Genomic DNA, 17271 nt, shown 5'->3' with positions numbered 1-17271 from the left:
TTCAATCTGTCATATTCATGGCACATGTATGACTAGCAATTGACATGCCAACATTTCATTCGGCGTTGTACTTTCGAGAATTTGAACAATAGATATGTTGGAAATGGTACAAATCGTCGGTTCATTATTGTAAAATGGCTATAGCATTTTTGCATATATAGGCATGCATGCCAACTTCCATGGATGCCAATCGCCGGGGTGAAGGGAATGGTTCGCCGCTTGCATGAGATGACGCCGGGCGAGGCTGAACTTCTTTTGCAGCAACTGATTGAAAACGCCTATGACGGCATCTACATCACCGATGCTGAGGGGAGAACCGAGTGGTACAATCAGGCTTTTTTGCGGATCTCGGGTCTTTCCCCAGAGCAGCTGGACAATCATACGGTGCATCAATTGTTGGCCAACGGCTGGATACCTAACTCCTGCGTGATCAAGACCCTGGAGTCGGGGCAATCGGCCAATGAAATCATCAAGTATTACAATGGCTCGGAAGCCCTGGTTACCTCTGTTCCGGTTTACAACGATGACGGCCGGTTGATTCGCGTGATTGCCAACGTCCGCGATCTCTCCGAGCTGAACCGGTTAAGACGGGAGCTGGAGCGGAGCCAGCAAATCCGCGCCATCCAAAGTCAAACATTGGAAAAAGTGACGGTGGCTGGACAGGAAGGGAAGTCCTTTGTGTATCAGAGTGACACGATGGAAAAGATCGTGGATCTGGCGATGCGCATCGCCAATTTCAATACACCGGTGCTGCTTCTGGGGGAGTCGGGTGTCGGCAAGGATGTCCTGGCCCACTTCATCCACCAGCTGAGTGAGCGCAGCCGGACGGGAAGTTTTGTCAAAATCAATTGCGGAGCGATACCGGAAAACCTGCTGGAGTCGGAGCTGTTCGGCTATGAGGCGGGGGCGTTTACAGGAGCTAGGCAAAAGGGGAAGCCTGGCCTGTTTGAGGTCGCTCATCAGGGGACTTTGTTTCTGGACGAGATCGGCGAAATTCCCCTATCCATCCAGGTCAAGCTTTTGGGTGTGCTGCAGGATGGAAAGATACAGCGGGTGGGCGGATTGACACCGATCGACATTGACGCGCGGGTGATTACGGCGACAAATGCCAATTTGCTCCAGTTGGTGCAGGAGCGTCGTTTCCGCAAGGATTTGTATTACCGGATCAATGTCATCTCCATTTCCATCCCCCCTTTGCGCGAACGTCCGGAAGACATTTTGGCGCTGATCCTGTTTTTCCTGAAGGAATTTAACCAGAAATACCATTCCAACAAGACGATGGATGCCCAGCTCATCAAGGCCATGCTGGAGTACTCCTGGCCGGGCAACGTGCGCGAATTGCGCAATACGGTGGAGCGGCTGGTTGTGGTGTCGGAAGGCGACCATATTGGCCTTGACGACTTGCCGGAGCCGATCCAGGAGGAGATTCGCCCCCTTGGCGTACGGGAGGCGCTGGAAGCGATGCCGCAAGGAGCGCCAGATATTCAGATTTCCATGCAACAGTTGCAGCATGCCGAAGGGTTAAGACACATCATGGAACGATTGGAGAAGGAAGTGTTGGCGTATTATCTGCAGCGCTACCGCCCGCTGAAGGTGTGTGCCGAACGGCTGGGGATTGATCTGTCCACGCTGATGCGAAAGAAAAAGCGGTACGGACTGTAATCTCTTATCGGTATGTTCGGTGTCAAAATTATGATAAACTTGTTATTAGAGTGGAGCATGAGGAAAGGTGTGAGTGTTCACATGTCGCCATCAGAACCGGTAGTCCCGCGTCCGGCAGCCACTGTGATCCTGATTCGTCCCGGTGAACGTGATGCGTTGCAGGTGTTTATGACACGGCGTCCGGACTCGATGCGTTTTCTTCCAGGTTATTGCGTTTTTCCCGGCGGCGCATTGGAGCAAGAGGATTACCTTTTTCCGAAAGAATATTTGCATGAACCGGAAGGGATAAACGGTTCGGTAGAAGTGGCCTACTATATTGCCGCAGCGCGGGAATTGTTCGAAGAAGTGGGCGTTTTACTGTATCAAGGCGAGAGGAAAGACGTGGACGCCCATATGTGGCGAGCATGGCGGCGGGAAGTGAACAGTCAGCCGGGCACCTTCGCGTCCATTTTCAAGACATGCGGATGGAAGCTGGACTTGTCCGCGTTGACCTATTTTGGCCATCGCGTGACACCGAAGACCTCGCGGTACCGGTACAACACGCGGTTTTTTCTGGCCCACCTGCCCAAAGGGCAACAGCCTGACCCCGATCCTTACGAAATTGACAAAGGGTTTTGGGTGACTCCGCAGGAGGCGCTCCAAGAGGCCAGGGAACAAAGGCTGAAGATGGCATCTCCGACCATGGCCAGCCTGCGGGCATTGGCGGAATATCGCGGGGGGCCTTACCCGGTGCTCCAGGATCGGCCGCAGGATCAGGTATATCGCTCCTCGTAGCAGCTCGTTGCGGAACAGCCCATGGGTGACGCCAATCATGGCTGACAGTCGTCTGCTGTCAGCCATGACCGCATTAAAGCACTTCGTAGGTATCCGGTGTGAGCCGGCGCACTTTGCCGTCCTCTTCCAGCTTTTGCAGGTGGGCTTCGACGGTCCGCTCGGCAAATGGGACGATAAAGGCCGGAATCGTATCCTGGTATATCGCCTCAGCCAATGCGGCGATGCTGGCCTGCCGGCTTGGCTGGGCTTTCATCAGCGACAGAATCTGCGCTTCCCGTTCCAGGCGGTGTTGGCGGATGAAGGCAATCCTCTCCTTAGGGTTGTCGATCCAGGGGCCGTGACCGGGTGCGATTTTCTCGATGGGCAATTGTTCCAGCTGTTCCAGGGAACGGAGGTAGTCCCGGATGTTTCCATCCGGAGGACCGATCCAGGTGGTCCCTTTCCCGAGAACGTTGTCCCCGGAAAAGAGGATTTTCTGCTCCGGCAGCCAGAAACAGAGATGGCCCCGGGTGTGTCCAGGAGAATGGATGGCGACGATGGGATGGCCATCCACGTACAGCGTGGCCTGATCTTCCAGCGGTTGGAGCGGGATGGGGTCGTGGTCTTCCGGGATGGAAAGGGCTTCTCTCATTCCCTTTTCCTCCTGCGGATGGAACATCAACGTGGCTTCCCAGTGCTTTAGCCGCTTGGCCCCTGGCGCGTGATCGGGATGCGAGTGGGTCAAGAGGATCCGGTTTGGGGTGGCGAGCTGGCTTTCCTGCACCGCTTTTTGAATCGCCTCAGCGGTATTCCATTGATCGTAGCCGGCATCGATCAGAATGCTTTCATGCTCGGTGCCGAGCAAGTAACAGTTGGCTTCCGATTCCAACATCGGTACGGGCGACGTGACGGGGATCGAGACAATCTGCAGTTGAGCCATAACGTTCCTCCTCAGTGTAAGCATACCTTTATGACAATAATCATTATATCAGCACAAGTTGGCAAATTTAAGGTAGATGTATACATAAGATAGATGTATCTATCCAAAGCCGCCGTCTAGCACGGGTTTCATTTGGAGAAGCTAAGAAGGAACAGCAAAACAGGGCGAAAGGATGGCATGCATGCGGCTTTGGGAATGGATCAAAAGAGGATGGAACAGCTACACCGAATATGCCCATTTCGAACTGATGGCCTATCTGCCCGCCTGGGATGTCGGCGAGACGGATGGAGAAGCGGGTCGATTGATGTATAATGAGGATCAAGACGGAAGTGGCCAACCCTAGAAACGGATGATCATTTGCTCAATCGAGAGAAAGGGGAGAATGGCGTGGCCGATCAACAGCGCTTAAAGATGTTTAAAGACCTGACGGAGGCGCCAGGTGCTCCAGGTTTTGAGGGGCGCGTGCGGCAAATCATGGCTGATTACCTGAAACCGCTGTGCGATGGCCTTGAGACGGATCGCCTGGGCAGTATCGTGGGCAAGAAGATTGGCGATCCCAATGGCCCAAAGATCCTGCTGGCGGGGCATATGGATGAAGTGGCTTTTATGGTGACGCAGATTACGGAAGAAGGATTTCTTCGCTTCCAAACGTTGGGCGGTTGGTGGGAGCAGGTCATGCTGGCCCAGCGCGTCAAGGTGTATACACGCCACGGCGAGGCGATCATCGGTGTCATCGGTTCAAAACCGCCGCACATTTTGCCTGCCGAAGAGCGCAAAAAGCCGGTCAAAAAAGAGGAGATGTTTATCGACATCGGGGCCTCCAGCAAGGAGGAGGCGGAAAGTTTCGGGGTACGGCCGGGAGATATGGTCATCCCGGTGACCCCGTTTACTGTGATGAAAAATCCTAAGCTGCTTCTCGCCAAGGCTTGGGACAACCGGATTGGCTGTGCAATGGCCATTGAGGTTCTAAGGCGGTTGCAGGCGGAATCCCACCCGAACATCGTCTATTCCGGCGCGACGGTTCAGGAGGAGGTGGGCCTGCGCGGGGCACAAACCTTGGCCAACGCCATCCAGCCGGATGTGGCCTTTGCGCTGGACGTGGGAATTGCCGGTGACACCCCGGGGATCAAACCGCAAGAGGCGCAAAGCAAATTGGGCAAGGGGCCACAAATTTTGCTATATGACGCCTCGATGATCCCCCATCTCGGATTGCGCAATTTGGTGCTTGAGACCGCGGAGGAGCTGAACATACCGTTCCAGTATGACGCCATGGCCGGAGGAGGCACGGATGCGGGACGTTTTCACCTGCAGGGGATCGGCGTCCCGACGATGGTGATCAGCATTCCCACGCGGTATATTCACAGCCATGTTTCCATTTTGCATGAGGATGATTTTGAGCATGGCGTCCAGCTGCTGGTTGCCCTGATCAAGAAATTGGATCGGGCGACGGTAGAAAAGTTGCATCGCGGATGAGGAATTGCGGATAAGCGGATTCACCGAAAAACCGCCCTTTTGCTTTGGTATAGCTGAAGGGCGGTTTCACGTTCCTGCGATCGCGTTGCACCGATGGCGGGACAGTCACACATGTTGATGCAGTGTGGCAATCATCTCGTTTTGCTCTTCTGTCGGGCTGTGCTGCCAGATGATTTCAAACAACACGCCCAGGCCGGGGAGCACTTTTTCTTCCTGGCCCACTGCATCTTGGATGATTTCGCGCAATTCTTCGACAGACTTTCCATGGACGTTGCGCATGATGGCTTGTCGCAAGTCGAGATTCACAGAATCCCTCCCGTCATTTTTTCTTTAGTATGGTCTTCCACATGGCAAGTATGTAAAATAAGGTGAACAGTTCCATTTCTGAATGCAAGCAACGGGGTGGGCTGATGAAAAAGCAATTTGTGGTGATCGGTTTGGGACGTTTTGGCAGCAGCGTGGCCAAGACGTTGTCCAAGATGGATTATGAAGTGCTGGCGATTGACAGGGATGAGGAACGGGTGCAGGAGCATGCGGGCATCGTGACGCACGTCGTTCAGGCAGACGCCACGGATGAGAACGCGTTAAAGTCGCTGGGCATTCGCAACTTTGACGTCGTGGTCATCGCGATTGGCGAGGATATCCAGTCCAGCATCATGGCGACCCTGATCGTCAAGGAAATGGGGGTGCCGACCGTTGTCGTCAAGGCGCGAAATGAGCTGCACGGGAAAGTGCTTCAGAAAATCGGCGCCAACAAGGTCATCTTCCCCGAAAGGGATATGGGCATCCGGGTGGCGCACAACCTGATCTCGCCCAACATCCTTGATTTCATCGAATTTGCCGAGGATTACAGCATCGTGGATATTTCCGTTTCTCCGGCCATGGTTGGAAAAAGCCTGGCCGAACTGAACATTCGCGCCCGTTATGGTTGTAACATCATCGCCATTAAGAACGGCAAAAACATCAATATTGCGCCGCGGGCGGAGGATCGGCTGCGCGAGGGGGATATCATGGTGGTGATCGGACACAATGATGACTTGCAGGAGCTGGAGGAGAACACCTGATGGAACCCATTGTTTCCCCGAGCAATCCAAAGATCAAGAAATGGCAGAAGCTGTACACCAGAAAGGGGCGGGATGCCCAAAGAGCCTATTTGATCGAGGGGGTTCACCTGCTGGAGGAAGCGCTGCGCACCGGTGCCCGGTTTGAAGCGGTTGTCCTGCGCGAAGGGGAAGAGCTGCCGGCCGCTTGGGCCGAGGAATTGGAGGAAAGGGGCGTTCCCTGTTACGTGGTTCCGGATGCCATTTTCAGGCGCCTTGCCGCGACACAGCACCCGCAGGGCGTGGTGGCCGTCCTCCGCATCGAGGAGCCGCGGAAACCGCTGGAGAAACGCTTGCACGAGCCTCGATTGACGGGATTGTTGGTGGATGCCGTCCAGGATCCCGGGAATTTGGGAACGATTCTCCGGACGGCCGATGCGTTTGGCGTGGATTTTGTGCTGCTCGGCAAGGGTACGGTGGATCTGTATAATGACAAGGTGGTTCGCTCCAGCATGGGTTCCCTGTTTCGCGTACCGGTTTATCACGGTGCGCTGGAGACGTGGATCGAGAGCATGCAGCGGGCAGGTGTCTGTGTGGTTGCCAGCCAGCTTGGGGCAAAAGAACGTCTGGACCGATGCTTGTTTCCTGCGCGCACCGTTTTTCTGGTCGGCAATGAGGCTCAGGGGGTGTCTCCCCAACTTTGCCAGCGTGCGGATGTTTGCTTGCAGATTCCCATGGGCGGAGAGGCCGAGTCGCTCAATGTCGCGACAGCGGCGGCTGTGCTGTTGTATGAGCGTTTTCGGCAGCTTTGCTCCGTGGGCGGCAAGGTGTAATTGGCAGCCGTCATCACCAGAAGTCCACCTTTTGGCCGCCGATGATGACCTGCTGGAGATGCGGGTACAGGTTCAGTTGTTCGTTATCTCCCAGCGGATCGCTCTCCAGGAGGAGAAGATCGGCGATTGCCTGGGGACGAGGGGTTCCCAGAAGGTGGCCTTGTTGGTTCAGGCGTGCGGGTGTCTGCGTCATGGCGGTGAGGCATTTGGCTTTCACCCAGCGGAGCAGCCGGGCAGGTTCATCCGAACCTGTCTCCTGAAGGATCAGGGGGAAGAGTTGTTCCACGGCGGTCTTCCAGAGGCCGAGTCCTGTCGGGTAGTCGCCTCCGGAGACCAGCTGGCAGCGGCCGCTGGCCAGCCACTGGGTGAGGGAAAGGTAATGTCCGTCGGGCTTTTTTTGGCGTAAAGGTTTCCAGCGCCGCTGGATCCATGTTCCCGCCAGTTGCAAGGTCACTTGCAAATGGCAGGTGACGGCCAGGAGCGATTCATTGATCACCGGCGGTTCGATCAGGCGGTGACAACAGGCCTGAGAGGCTTTGCGGTTTACGGTTGGCTGCGGATAGCAGCGGATGGCTTCCGGCAAATGCCTCGGGTTGCGGACGCGGAGCAATAGCGGAAAACTGGCCGCAATCGCCATCTGGCTCAGCGCTTTCAGCTCATCGGGGGAACGCAGCCATTCCCCGGCCGGTGAATCCGCATCCAGGTAAACCCCGCCGATGCGCACCCAGCGATTGCCACAGCCGGCGCGCATCCCTTCCTGTAACAGCCGCCGCAAGGTGTCCAGGCTGGGATTGGCAACGTGCAGGATCAACCGCACGTGTTGCCACTCCTGCCCGGAATCGGGGTACCACTCCAGGAGATATTTCAACAGTTCCGGATCGGAGGGCGTCAACATCTCCAGCGTCGTGATCCCGTTGGATAGCTTTTCCTCCTGTGCCAGGCGGTTTTCGAACAGGTTGCTCTCGTCGGTCCAGGAAGCGTCGAAAAATCCTGGGAGGATATAGGGGGCTGTGGGCAGCATAGCATTTTCTTCCCATTCCAAGCGGGTGATCTGTTCCCCGGCAATCTGCAGGCTTCCGGGGATAAATGTTTCATCCTGTTCGTTCCAGACGAGCCCTTGGATTCGCTGAGCGGTCATTCTATCACCTCTCGGTTAATGGTATCATACCGAGGGAAGGGAATGTATGCTTGCGGGCATGGCTTACAGGATTTGTATTTTCCGCCGGATTTGTTATGATTAAACCTGTAACGATTGTGTTAAAGAGGAGGCGGAAATGAACAACCATTTGCCGAAAGGGTATGTAAGCGAAAATGGCCAGTTGTGGCTGGTGGACGAGGAAGAATTGGGATTCCGCGCCAGCTGGAAGGTCAACCGGTTGCTGCACCACGAAAAGACCCCCTTTCAGGAAATCACCGTATTTGAAAATGATGCGTTTGGACGGGTATTGGCGCTGGATGGGATCCCTCAGACCTCTTCCGGTGACGGTTTCATTTACAACGAAATGATCGTCCATGTTCCGCTGACGACCCATCCCAATCCTCGTCACGTGGCGATTATCGGCGGCGGCGACGGGGGCGCGGCACGTGAAACGGTCAAGTACCCGGAAGTGGAACAGGTGACGCTGGTGGAAATTGATGAGCGGGTCGTTGAATTGAGCCGGCAGTGGCTGGCGGAGGTTTTCGGCCGGGAATTGAATCCGCGGGTCAAACCCGCTTACCGGGATGGCAATCAGTGGATAAAGGAACAAGAAGGACAATGGGATGTCATCATTGTCGACTCATCCGATCCCGTGGGACCTGCCACTGTGTTGTTTGAAACGCCTTTTTACGAGCAGGTTTATCGTGCGCTGAAAGAGGATGGGCTGATGGTCTGCCAGTCGGAATCTCCTTTTTTTCATGCGCAAGTGCTCAAACGGATCACTACTTCCTTGCGCCGGCTGTTTCCCATCGTCCGCACCTATCTAGCTACCATTCCCACATACCCTGGGGGCTGGTGGAGCTTTACGCTGGCATCCAAGAAATGGGATCCCCTGACGGCAGAGTTGGGACGCTTGCAGGCGCAGGACACCCAGTACGTCAATCCGGATGTCTTCCGGGCCGCTTTCCAGTTGCCTACATTCGTCCGCAGGCTCCTGGAAGAGACGGATGGCTGATTAACCCGGGAAATTCGGGCATGTTGCAAAGAACAGGGCGGTTTCATATAATGACTCGTGAAGCAGTGGAAATGAAAGACAGGGACAAGTGCATCATAAGAAAAAGACGATGAAGGAAAGGAGTAGCCGCCAGGTAGACGTGCCAGGGAATGGGTTGCCGGGGACTGGAAGCACCCTACGGAAGCCTGCCGGTGAAGTTCGTTCCGGAGTTTTCCTCCTGAAGGGCTTTTAGGCCTGGGTAGGGAGGTGCGGCGTCAAGCCGTTATCCTGAATGAGTGAGGCTGTTATTGGCCTAAGAAGGGTGGTACCGCGGTCCTCTCGTCCCTTTGCGTGGATGAGGGGACTTTTTGATTTCAGGGGAAAGGAGCGAAGCGAATGGCTGACGGAAAGAAGATGCGCGATGAACTGGCCCAGTTGCGCCGGCAGTTTGCGCAAGAGATGGAGCGTGCCGATTCGGTTGCGCAATTGCAGCAGTTGCGGGTACAGTATCTGGGAAAAAAGGGGGCGCTGACACAGATCCTGCGGGGAATGGGCCAGCTTTCGCCTGAGGAGAGGCCGGTGATCGGCCAGTTGGCCAACCAAATCCGGGATGAATGGGAAAAGGCGCTGCGTGAACAGGAGGAACGGTTGAGGGAAGCCGCGCTCAAGGAACAACTGGAGCGGGAACGGATCGACGTCACCCTGCCCGGCAAGCGCGGCATGGCGAGCAGCAAGCACCCGTTGTCGCTCGTCATTGAACAGATTGAGGATATTTTTGTAGGCCTGGGGTTTGAAATCGCGGAGGGGCCGGAAGTGGAAACCGATTATTACAACTTTGAGGCCCTGAATATTCCGCCCAATCATCCGGCCAGGGACATGCAGGATTCGTTTTATATCACGGAAACCTTCCTGATGCGCACGCATACCTCACCGGTACAGATACGCACGATGGAGCGCAAGCAGGGGCAGGTGCCGGTGCGGATCATCTGTCCGGGGAAGGTGTACCGGCGCGATGATGATGACGCCACCCACTCCCATCTGTTTACGCAGGTGGAAGGGCTGGTGGTGGATGAAGGCATCCGCATGAGCGATCTGAAGGGAATTCTGTTGACATTCGCCCGCGAGATGTTTGGCCCGGGGGTGGATATCCGCCTGCGGCCCAGTTTCTTTCCGTTTACGGAGCCCAGCGCCGAGGTGGACATTTCTTGCGTGATCTGCAAGGGCCAGGGGTGCCGGGTGTGCAAGGATACGGGCTGGCTGGAAATCCTGGGTTCGGGGATGGTTCACCCGCGGGTGTTGGAAGTGGCAGGGTATGATCCCGAGCGGTACACCGGTTTTGCCTTCGGCATGGGCGTGGAGCGGATCGCCATGCTGAAGTACGGGATTGAGGATATTCGCCATTTCTACACCAATGACATGCGGTTTTTACACCAGTTTGCACGGTTGTAGTCCGTGCGGCGAAGCGTTCGTTTTTTTTCACAGCCATCGTCCATTCGCAGTATTTAAGCTGTATTTCAAGGATGTTTGCCCGGGAGGGAAGCGAGTATGAGGGTTTCGTACAAGTGGCTGCAGGAGTATGTGGATTTGACCGGCGTGACACCGGAAGAGCTGGCCGAGCGCCTGACCCGTTCAGGGATTGAAGTGGAAGCGGTGGAGCGCCTTGGCCAGGAGATCGAGGGTGTCGTGATCGGTTATGTGCAGGAGAGAGAGAAGCATCCCGACGCCGATCGGCTCAGTGTCTGCCGGGTGGACGCCGGGACGGGCGAGATCTTGCAGATTGTCTGCGGCGCCGCCAATGTGGCGGCGGGGCAGAAAGTGCCGGTGGCGCTGGTTGGGGCAAAACTGCCCGGAGGCGTCAAGATCAAGAAGAGCAAGCTGAGAGGTGTGGAATCGCAGGGGATGATCTGTTCGGCGCAGGAGCTTGGCTTGCCGGAGCGCCTGCTGCGAAAGGAGCAGACCGAGGGAATCCTTGTCCTGCCTGATGAAGCGGAGGTGGGCCAGCCGATTCAATCTTTTCTTGGCCTGGACGACGTGGTGCTTGAGCTGTCCCTCACGCCGAACCGCGGGGATTGCTTGAGCATGATCGGCGTGGCCTACGAAGTGGCGGCCATCCTCGATCGGGAACTGAAGCTGCCGAGCGTTCAGGTGAAGGAGGAAGGGCCTCCGATCCGTTTTCCCGTGCGCATCGAGGCGCCGGAAGCCTGCAAGCGGTATGCCGGGCGGATGATCCGCAATGTGCGCATCGGACCTTCGCCGCAATGGCTGCAGAACCGGCTGATTGCCGCGGGGATGCGGCCCATCAACAATGTGGTGGACATCACCAATTATGTCATGCTCGAGTATGGCCAGCCCCTGCATGCATTTGACGCCGACCGGATTGCGACCGGCGAGATTGTGGTGCGCAAGGCGAGGCCCGGGGAGGAGCTGGTGACGCTGGATGACACCTTGCGGCAATTGGATGAGGAGATGCTGCTGATTACCGACGGAAAGGAACCGATCGGCCTGGCAGGGGTGATGGGCGGGGCCAATTCGGAAGTGACGGAAACCACCACCACGGTGTTCCTGGAGGCGGCCAAGTTTTCTCCGGTCAGCGTCCGCCGGACAGCACAGAAACTGGGCCTGCGTTCGGAGGCCAGCCTGCGCTTTGAAAAAGGGGTTGCCGCGGAACATCTCTTGCCGGCGCTGGATCGGGCGGCCCAGCTGATGGTGGAGCTGGCCGGCGGCGTGGCGGACGCGGGTTACGTGGAGGTGATCGCGGAGGAGGAAAAGTCGGTCCAAGTGCGGCTGCACCTTGAACGGCTGAACCGGTTGCTCGGCACCAAGCTGGAGGCCAAGACGGTGGAGGACATCCTGCGACGGTTGCGTTTGCCTTTTACCTCTTTTATGCCTTCGGCAACGGCGGATTCTTCAGAGCAAGGCTGGACGGTTCATGTTCCTTCGCGCCGCGGCGACCTGGCGATCGAGGCGGACCTCGCAGAGGAAGTGGCCCGCCTGTACGGGTATGACCGGATACCCACCAGCATGCCGGAAGGCGTTCTGACACCGGGCCATCTGACCTTTGAACAGCGCCTGCGGCGGAAGATCCGTCATTGGCTGGTGCAGCGCGGGTGGACCGAAGTGATTACCTATACGTTTACGGGTTCCCAGTCCCTTGAGCAAATGCAATCATTGCATGAATCAGGGCATGCCGTTGCCCTCCAAATGCCGATGAGCGAGGAGCGCAGTATCTTGCGCACGGGGCTGCTTCCGCACCTCATCGAAGTGGCCGAATACAACCGCAACCGGAAAACGGAGTCGCTGGCCATTTTCGAGATGGGGAAAACCTTCCACGCCCTGGAGTGGCCGATGCGGCAGCTGCCTGAAGAACGGTGGGGACTGGCCGGACTTCTCACCGGCACCTGGCGCAGCCACTGGAGTGGTGAGCAAGAACAGGCGGACTTTTACCTCCTCAAGGGAATGCTTGAAGATCTCTTTGCGTGGATGGGACTGGGACAAGCGTCGGCTCCGGTGACATTTGAACCCTGGACGGAGGCGAAGGGATTTCATCCCGGCCGCACGGCCCTCTGCCGTGTGGGAGAACAACCCGTCGGGATGCTGGGTCAGCTGCACCCGTCCCTGGCGGAACGGCACCATCTCAAGGAGACCTTCCTGTTTCAACTGGACCTGGACGAGCTGTCCCGGTTGGCTACCGGGGCAGAAATCGATTACCGTCCCGTGCCCGCTTTTCCGGCCATTCAGCGGGATCTGGCCGTGGTGGTCCCGGAAGCGGTGCAGGCCAGCGAGGTGGAATCGGTCATTCGGGAGGCGGCCGGCCCCTGGCTGGAGCGGGTGCAGCTGTTTGACCTCTACCGTGGCCAGCCGCTGGCGGAACAGGAAAAGAGCCTAGCCTACTCCCTGCTCTTCCGCCATCCGGAGCGCACCTTGACCGATGATGAAGTGAATCAGGTGCACGAACAGGTGATTGCGGCCCTGGCTTCCCGCCTGGGTGCCCGTTTGCGCTGACACACTTACGTCAAAAGGGTATCAGCCTGTAGACAAGTTCCGAATGGAGCAGGTCTACAGGCTTTATGCTTTTTAGTTCATTTCTCAATTTTTCATTGGTTCATCCTTACTTGAACTTGGCTCTCTCGCACCGTTAGGCTTGGGGGCAGTGGTATGTGGGAGCTCCGTTGAATAGCTTGCTCCTGACCACCAAATGATGTTTTTCGCCACGAGCCGACCTTCGTCTCGAAATACGAAAACCTCTGTGGCAAAGGACCGGCCCAATCTGTCCTGTCCTTCCACGACGACCACCTGTCCTAAGGGGCTTTTCCCTGAAGGGAGATGATAGGCGATTTCAGCCGGATAGATGTTACGGATACGCGGCGATTCGAAAGGTGCCAGGCTGGCCATGTCACGCAGCTCGTTAGGTGCCACGTTGACCGTGTCCCGCAACTCGTTTTGGCATCGGGTTTGGCTTACAGCTTTCTGGCACAATCGATCGAACCTTCCATGCATCGTATCATTTATAATTTCCATAAAAAACTGGCGTGCTTCCTCTGGCGTTACGGTAACCTCACCTATCGATGTACGGTCCTGGGGATTACAGGCAGCCAGGGTAAAGAGAAAAATTACAATAAGGATAGCGCGACTTATGTTTCGCAATATAACCACTCCCTACGTGTTCTGAATAAATCCTCCTTATCTTATCATTAACGGGAAAATAGGAAATGCACCGGATCCTATCTCGGCCCGGTGCATTTTCAAGCCTATGGCCGGTTAAGTACAAAGTCAAGGTCTTGGTAGAGATACCACTGTGGCCACCCGTTCTGAGGCACGGTAACCTGTACGGCATAGGCCACTTCCCGTTCCGAATTTATAGATGCTCCCTTCCAGTCATTCCTAAATTCTCCAGGAGTACTGTACTTTGTAATATCCCAGGTATCACATTGCGTGAAATTCATGTTAACAGAGGCAACACCGTATGTGAAACCGAGTGTTACAGTTCCACAATTCCTACTACTATCGGAACGGGGATTCCAATCTGACCACTGCATAGGGGAACTATTCGGGTGCTGGCGGCTCCACAGAGAAGCCCGTGTCAACATCCAATCTAGGCTACTTTTTGCAGATCCATAATGAAACATAGCATATAGGTCTTTGTAGCTGCTACCATCCCAAATGCTCTGCGAATACTTATATAGTTTGTAGCAGCTATCCATCCAACCTTGAAGTGAGCTGCCAGCGTATTCGTAATATCGATTAAAGCAGCTTCCAGCCACTTGATTGTACGTAGCCGCCTGGATATCTAAGTCGCCATCGGATGTCACTTCGGAAGGGGTAGCAGTCGTGGCTGTAATAACGCTCATTCTAACAGGTCCATTGGAATTCCAATTACGCGTTACTGAAACGACCTCCATTTCATGGGGGATTATTAATAGATCGCGTTCACCCGGTTTCGTAGATAAGTCGTAAACTTTCAAATCATCGGAGTTAACGCGGAGAGCATACCGCGATTCAAGACGCTTTGTAGCTTCCTCAGCTATTTTCTTTCCCAACGGAGTGTTTGTTACATCATATCGGTAAAGATCTTTACCGTTGATTGTCATAGGTTCAATAGGTTCACCAGTATTTGCTGTAGTTATTGTGCTGGTGAATAGTAAACTGGCGAAAGCGAAAATTGTGAGAACTAAATTAAATAAACGTTTCAACTTGTAGCACCTCCCAGTATTTAAGATAATTTTTAAGATAAACTTAAATGGTTTAAAAGTGTGACTTCCCAGTAATGGTGCAGTAATATCTCTTAGACCTTTTTCTTGAGGATGGTATTGATGTATCCAGACGAGATTTCCACTTCAAATTAATCTGTTCACCCCCCTAATTAGTGCGAGTTATAGTTTCAGGAAAGAGTGTTCGCATACAATAGAAACTCATGTGACAGTATGGATGATATCTGGAACAGATACTCTCTAGTGTTTTGCCATTGTTATATTATTACTAACTATTATTAGCATTAGTATTAATAATAATTTTGAATATGTCAACAGATATTTCTGTCTATTTTTGTCGAATTGTAATTATAAAAAACATATAGAGAATATTGTTTTTATAATATAAAACAAGAACTATTGTAAGGATAGCACCTTTTTGAAACAAACTTGATTCCTTTTAGCATCGGTAGTGCCTTAGAGGAAAAATTACTATCTGTACTCATCATATCAGTCTGTATATCTATACTGCCTTGGTTAGGTTAAAAAAGTCGAAGTCTACGGTGGATTATCATTTTGGCTATAATTGCGGTCAACGCAAGAACCTAACATACTTGAATATACGCTTCAAACGTTATATAACGTTATAAAAAGACAGGATGAACCCAGCGCAATTTGCCCCACAATTTAAATTTATTAGGTAGAGAATGTCACGGACCCAGCCAACCGTATAAGGGGATCACCAGGATGGAGGTCACCACGCCGGCGAGCGCCATGGCGAAACTGCTCATCCCGCCGTCAACCGGCGATTCCTGCAGGGCGCGGGCCGTGCCGATGCCGTGGGCGGCGGTGCCCATGGCCACACCCCTGGCCACCGGATCATCAATGTTCATCTTCTTCAGCAGCGAATAGCCGAACAGGTTGCCCAAAAGCCCGGCCAGGACGGTGACGACCACGGTCAGGCCGGGGATGCCTCCCAATTCGCGCGACAGTTCGGCCGAGATGGGAGAGGTGACCGACTTTGGAATCATGCTCAGGATCACCTCCATCTGCCCTCCGCACAGCCAGGCGATCCCGCCGGCGGACAGGATGCCCAGCACACTGCCGGCGATCACACCTGTCAGGATGCCCAGGCGGTGCTTGCGGAAAGCGTGCATTTGTTTGACGAAGGGGACGGCCAGCGCCACGGTGGCCGGTCCGAGGAAGAAGCTGACCAACTGCCCGCCCGCTTGATAAGCCTCGTGATCGATCCCGGTCACGAGCAGGATGAGAATGATCAGTCCGGCAGAAAAAAAGAGCGGATTGACCCATTTCCACCGCCTGTTTAACAGGCTCATTGCCGTATACAAGCCGACAGTCAGGCTGACCCCGAAGAGGGGATTATTCCACGGTTCCACGCCGGATTCGCTCCTTTCGGTTGAGATGCTGGGTGGTCCGGGCGGTGGCCCACAGGACAACCCACGTGCTGAGAACCATGCTGGCCAAAATGGGCAGCGCCTGATTGATCAACACCGGAAAAAAGGTCATCGTACTGACGACAAAAGGCACGAAAAAGAGCGTCATGTGGCTTAGCAGCCACTCGGCAGTCTCCTCGATCCAGACCATCTTTACCAAACCGCTCAACAGTGCCGCCGTCAAAAGAAAAAAGCCCAGCACATTGGCTGGCAAGGGAATGCGGGCAAATTCATGCAATGCCCAACCGGCCAACTGAAACGCGAGCAAAATGGCTAAACCTCTCATTTTGTTCCTCCTATGCTCTCCTTTTTGGGTTTACTTGATCGGCGCCGGAAAGATAACATATACTAAAAAGACATGATGTTGAGGTAGCTTTACTTGCAAGGAGGAGTGACCCGTGCCCACCCCCAGCATGGAAGATTATCTTGAAAAAATTTATCAAATCAGTCAGAAAAAAGGCTATGCCCGTGTGAGTGATGTGGCGCAGGCGCTGGGTCTACAGTTGCCGTCCGTCTCCCGCATGATTCAGAAAATGGGGGATAAAGATCTCGTCAACTATGAGAAGTACGGCGGCATTGTCCTGACGGACAAGGGACATGAATTGGGCCAATTTCTGCATGACCGCCACCAGGTGCTGGAAGTGTTTCTGCAGTTGCTCGGTGTCGAGGATGAAGAGGTCATCTACCGGGATGTGGAAGGGATCGAACACCACATCAGCACAGAAACCTTGCATCAAATCATGAAATTTATCCGGTTCAGCAAGCAGCATCCCGAATGGCAGGAGGCGTATCAGCGATTCCTGGATTCGGAGAAAGATCAGGATGATGAAGAGGCGGACCAGGACTAAGGTCCCCTTTTCCGCTTAAGCGGTATCCGTAGGCCGGGCCTGATGCGGCGTCAGGAGGTTAAACGGAAAGGCGCGTTCTTCCCGGGATTCATCCTCGGCAAATGTGCCCCAAGCCATCACGCCCTTGATGCGCGTGACCCGAAACACGCCCGGGTATCCTTTTACGGTGTATGTCTGGCCGACCTGGATCGACTGGTGATCTTTCTGAAGATAGGATAGCGCCATGTTCATCTTTTGTTCCAGGACAGCAACCGCATTCCAGAGACCTTGGTCTTTTCGGATTTCCATTTCCTTCCGCAACCGATCCACTTCCCGGAGCAGTTCGTCGCGGCGCATTTGACTGTAAAACATGCTGTCACACTCCTCGTCGAACGATGGATGTAGATGTCAGAATCAGCATCGGACAACTACAATCATCCTTATTTCTTCCACCATTATACATGATTCAG

17 protein-coding genes are annotated in these 17271 nt (G+C 54.5%); 9 read left to right on the top strand and 8 right to left on the bottom strand.

The window, feature by feature from the left end; translation table 11 throughout:
* Positions 1–207: 207 nt before the first annotated feature.
* Both BAA01_07300 and BAA01_07295 read left to right on the top strand, forming a co-directional pair.
* Positions 208–1662 carry a hypothetical protein gene (locus BAA01_07300; protein ID OUM90776.1) on the top strand — a complete coding sequence of 485 codons (1455 nt, stop codon included), beginning with the start codon at positions 208–210 and terminating at the stop codon, positions 1660–1662.
* Positions 1663–1743: 81 nt separating this feature from the next.
* Complete coding sequence (locus tag BAA01_07295) at positions 1744–2436, top strand: hypothetical protein (GenBank protein ID OUM90775.1); 693 nt, start codon at positions 1744–1746, stop codon at positions 2434–2436.
* A 73-nt stretch (positions 2437–2509) separates the two neighbouring features.
* On the opposite strand, the gene BAA01_07290 is transcribed toward BAA01_07295, so the two are convergent.
* Entirely contained in the window at positions 2510–3355 is an 846-nt protein-coding gene (locus tag BAA01_07290) for a hypothetical protein (protein ID OUM90774.1), read from the bottom strand.
* A 387-nt stretch (positions 3356–3742) separates the two neighbouring features.
* Between BAA01_07290 and BAA01_07285 the strand changes: the two genes are divergently transcribed.
* Positions 3743–4828, top strand: a complete 1086-nt coding sequence (locus BAA01_07285) for a peptidase M28 (protein OUM90773.1) — start codon at positions 3743–3745, stop codon at positions 4826–4828.
* Positions 4829–4933: 105 nt separating this feature from the next.
* On the opposite strand, the gene BAA01_07280 is transcribed toward BAA01_07285, so the two are convergent.
* Positions 4934–5134: a small acid-soluble spore protein SspI gene (locus BAA01_07280; protein ID OUM90772.1), complete on the bottom strand. Its 201-nt coding sequence runs from the start codon at positions 5132–5134 to the stop codon at positions 4934–4936.
* Between the two features lie 101 nt (positions 5135–5235).
* Here BAA01_07280 and BAA01_07275 point away from each other — a divergent pair, with 101 nt between their 5' ends.
* Together BAA01_07275 and BAA01_07270 are read left to right on the top strand one after the other, a co-directional pair.
* Positions 5236–5892, top strand: coding sequence for a potassium uptake system protein (locus BAA01_07275; protein OUM90843.1), 657 nt, complete (start codon positions 5236–5238; stop codon positions 5890–5892).
* On the top strand, positions 5892–6701 hold the full coding sequence (locus tag BAA01_07270; protein ID OUM90771.1) for a hypothetical protein: 810 nt from the start codon (positions 5892–5894) through the stop codon (positions 6699–6701). Before BAA01_07275 ends, BAA01_07270 begins: the two co-directional genes overlap by 1 nt.
* Positions 6702–6714: 13 nt before the next feature.
* Here BAA01_07270 and BAA01_07265 read toward each other — a convergent pair whose 3' ends face one another.
* Positions 6715–7839, bottom strand: coding sequence for a hypothetical protein (locus BAA01_07265; protein OUM90770.1), 1125 nt, complete (start codon positions 7837–7839; stop codon positions 6715–6717).
* 136 nt (positions 7840–7975) lie between these two features.
* Here BAA01_07265 and BAA01_07260 point away from each other — a divergent pair, with 136 nt between their 5' ends.
* The 3 genes from BAA01_07260 (at position 7976) to BAA01_07250 (ending at position 12835) form a co-directional block, all read left to right on the top strand.
* On the top strand, positions 7976–8854 hold the full coding sequence (locus BAA01_07260; GenBank protein ID OUM90769.1) for a spermidine synthase: 879 nt from the start codon (positions 7976–7978) through the stop codon (positions 8852–8854).
* Between the two features lie 393 nt (positions 8855–9247).
* Positions 9248–10282 carry a phenylalanine--tRNA ligase subunit alpha gene (locus BAA01_07255; protein OUM90842.1) on the top strand — a complete coding sequence of 345 codons (1035 nt, stop codon included), beginning with the start codon at positions 9248–9250 and terminating at the stop codon, positions 10280–10282.
* Between the two features lie 96 nt (positions 10283–10378).
* Positions 10379–12835 (top strand): phenylalanine--tRNA ligase subunit beta, encoded by a 2457-nt coding sequence (locus BAA01_07250; GenBank protein OUM90768.1) that lies wholly within the window; start codon positions 10379–10381, stop codon positions 12833–12835.
* A gap of 84 nt (positions 12836–12919) precedes the next feature.
* On the opposite strand, the gene BAA01_07245 is transcribed toward BAA01_07250, so the two are convergent.
* From BAA01_07245 to BAA01_07230, 4 genes are all read right to left on the bottom strand, one after another.
* Positions 12920–13477: a hypothetical protein gene (locus BAA01_07245; GenBank protein OUM90767.1), complete on the bottom strand. Its 558-nt coding sequence runs from the start codon at positions 13475–13477 to the stop codon at positions 12920–12922.
* 104 nt (positions 13478–13581) lie between these two features.
* Complete coding sequence (locus BAA01_07240) at positions 13582–14523, bottom strand: hypothetical protein (GenBank protein ID OUM90766.1); 942 nt, start codon at positions 14521–14523, stop codon at positions 13582–13584.
* 707 nt (positions 14524–15230) lie between these two features.
* Positions 15231–15917: a murein hydrolase effector protein LrgB gene (locus BAA01_07235; protein OUM90765.1), complete on the bottom strand. Its 687-nt coding sequence runs from the start codon at positions 15915–15917 to the stop codon at positions 15231–15233.
* On the bottom strand, positions 15901–16260 hold the full coding sequence (locus BAA01_07230) for a hypothetical protein (protein OUM90764.1): 360 nt from the start codon (positions 16258–16260) through the stop codon (positions 15901–15903). Before BAA01_07230 ends, BAA01_07235 begins: the two co-directional genes overlap by 17 nt.
* A gap of 112 nt (positions 16261–16372) precedes the next feature.
* On the opposite strand from BAA01_07230, the gene BAA01_07225 reads away from it, so the two are divergent.
* Complete coding sequence (locus BAA01_07225; GenBank protein OUM90763.1) at positions 16373–16822, top strand: hypothetical protein; 450 nt, start codon at positions 16373–16375, stop codon at positions 16820–16822.
* Between the two features lie 15 nt (positions 16823–16837).
* On the opposite strand, the gene BAA01_07220 is transcribed toward BAA01_07225, so the two are convergent.
* On the bottom strand, positions 16838–17173 hold the full coding sequence (locus BAA01_07220; protein OUM90762.1) for a hypothetical protein: 336 nt from the start codon (positions 17171–17173) through the stop codon (positions 16838–16840).
* Between the last annotated feature and the right edge of the window lie 98 nt (positions 17174–17271).

Origin of the sequence: Bacillus thermozeamaize (genome assembly GCA_002159075.1) — a bacterium.
GTDB classification, from domain to species: domain Bacteria; phylum Bacillota; class Bacilli; order ZCTH02-B2; family ZCTH02-B2; genus Bacillus_BB; species Bacillus_BB thermozeamaize.
Note: the sequence above shows the minus strand (reverse complement) of the source record. Positions and strands in the feature narration are given on the sequence as shown.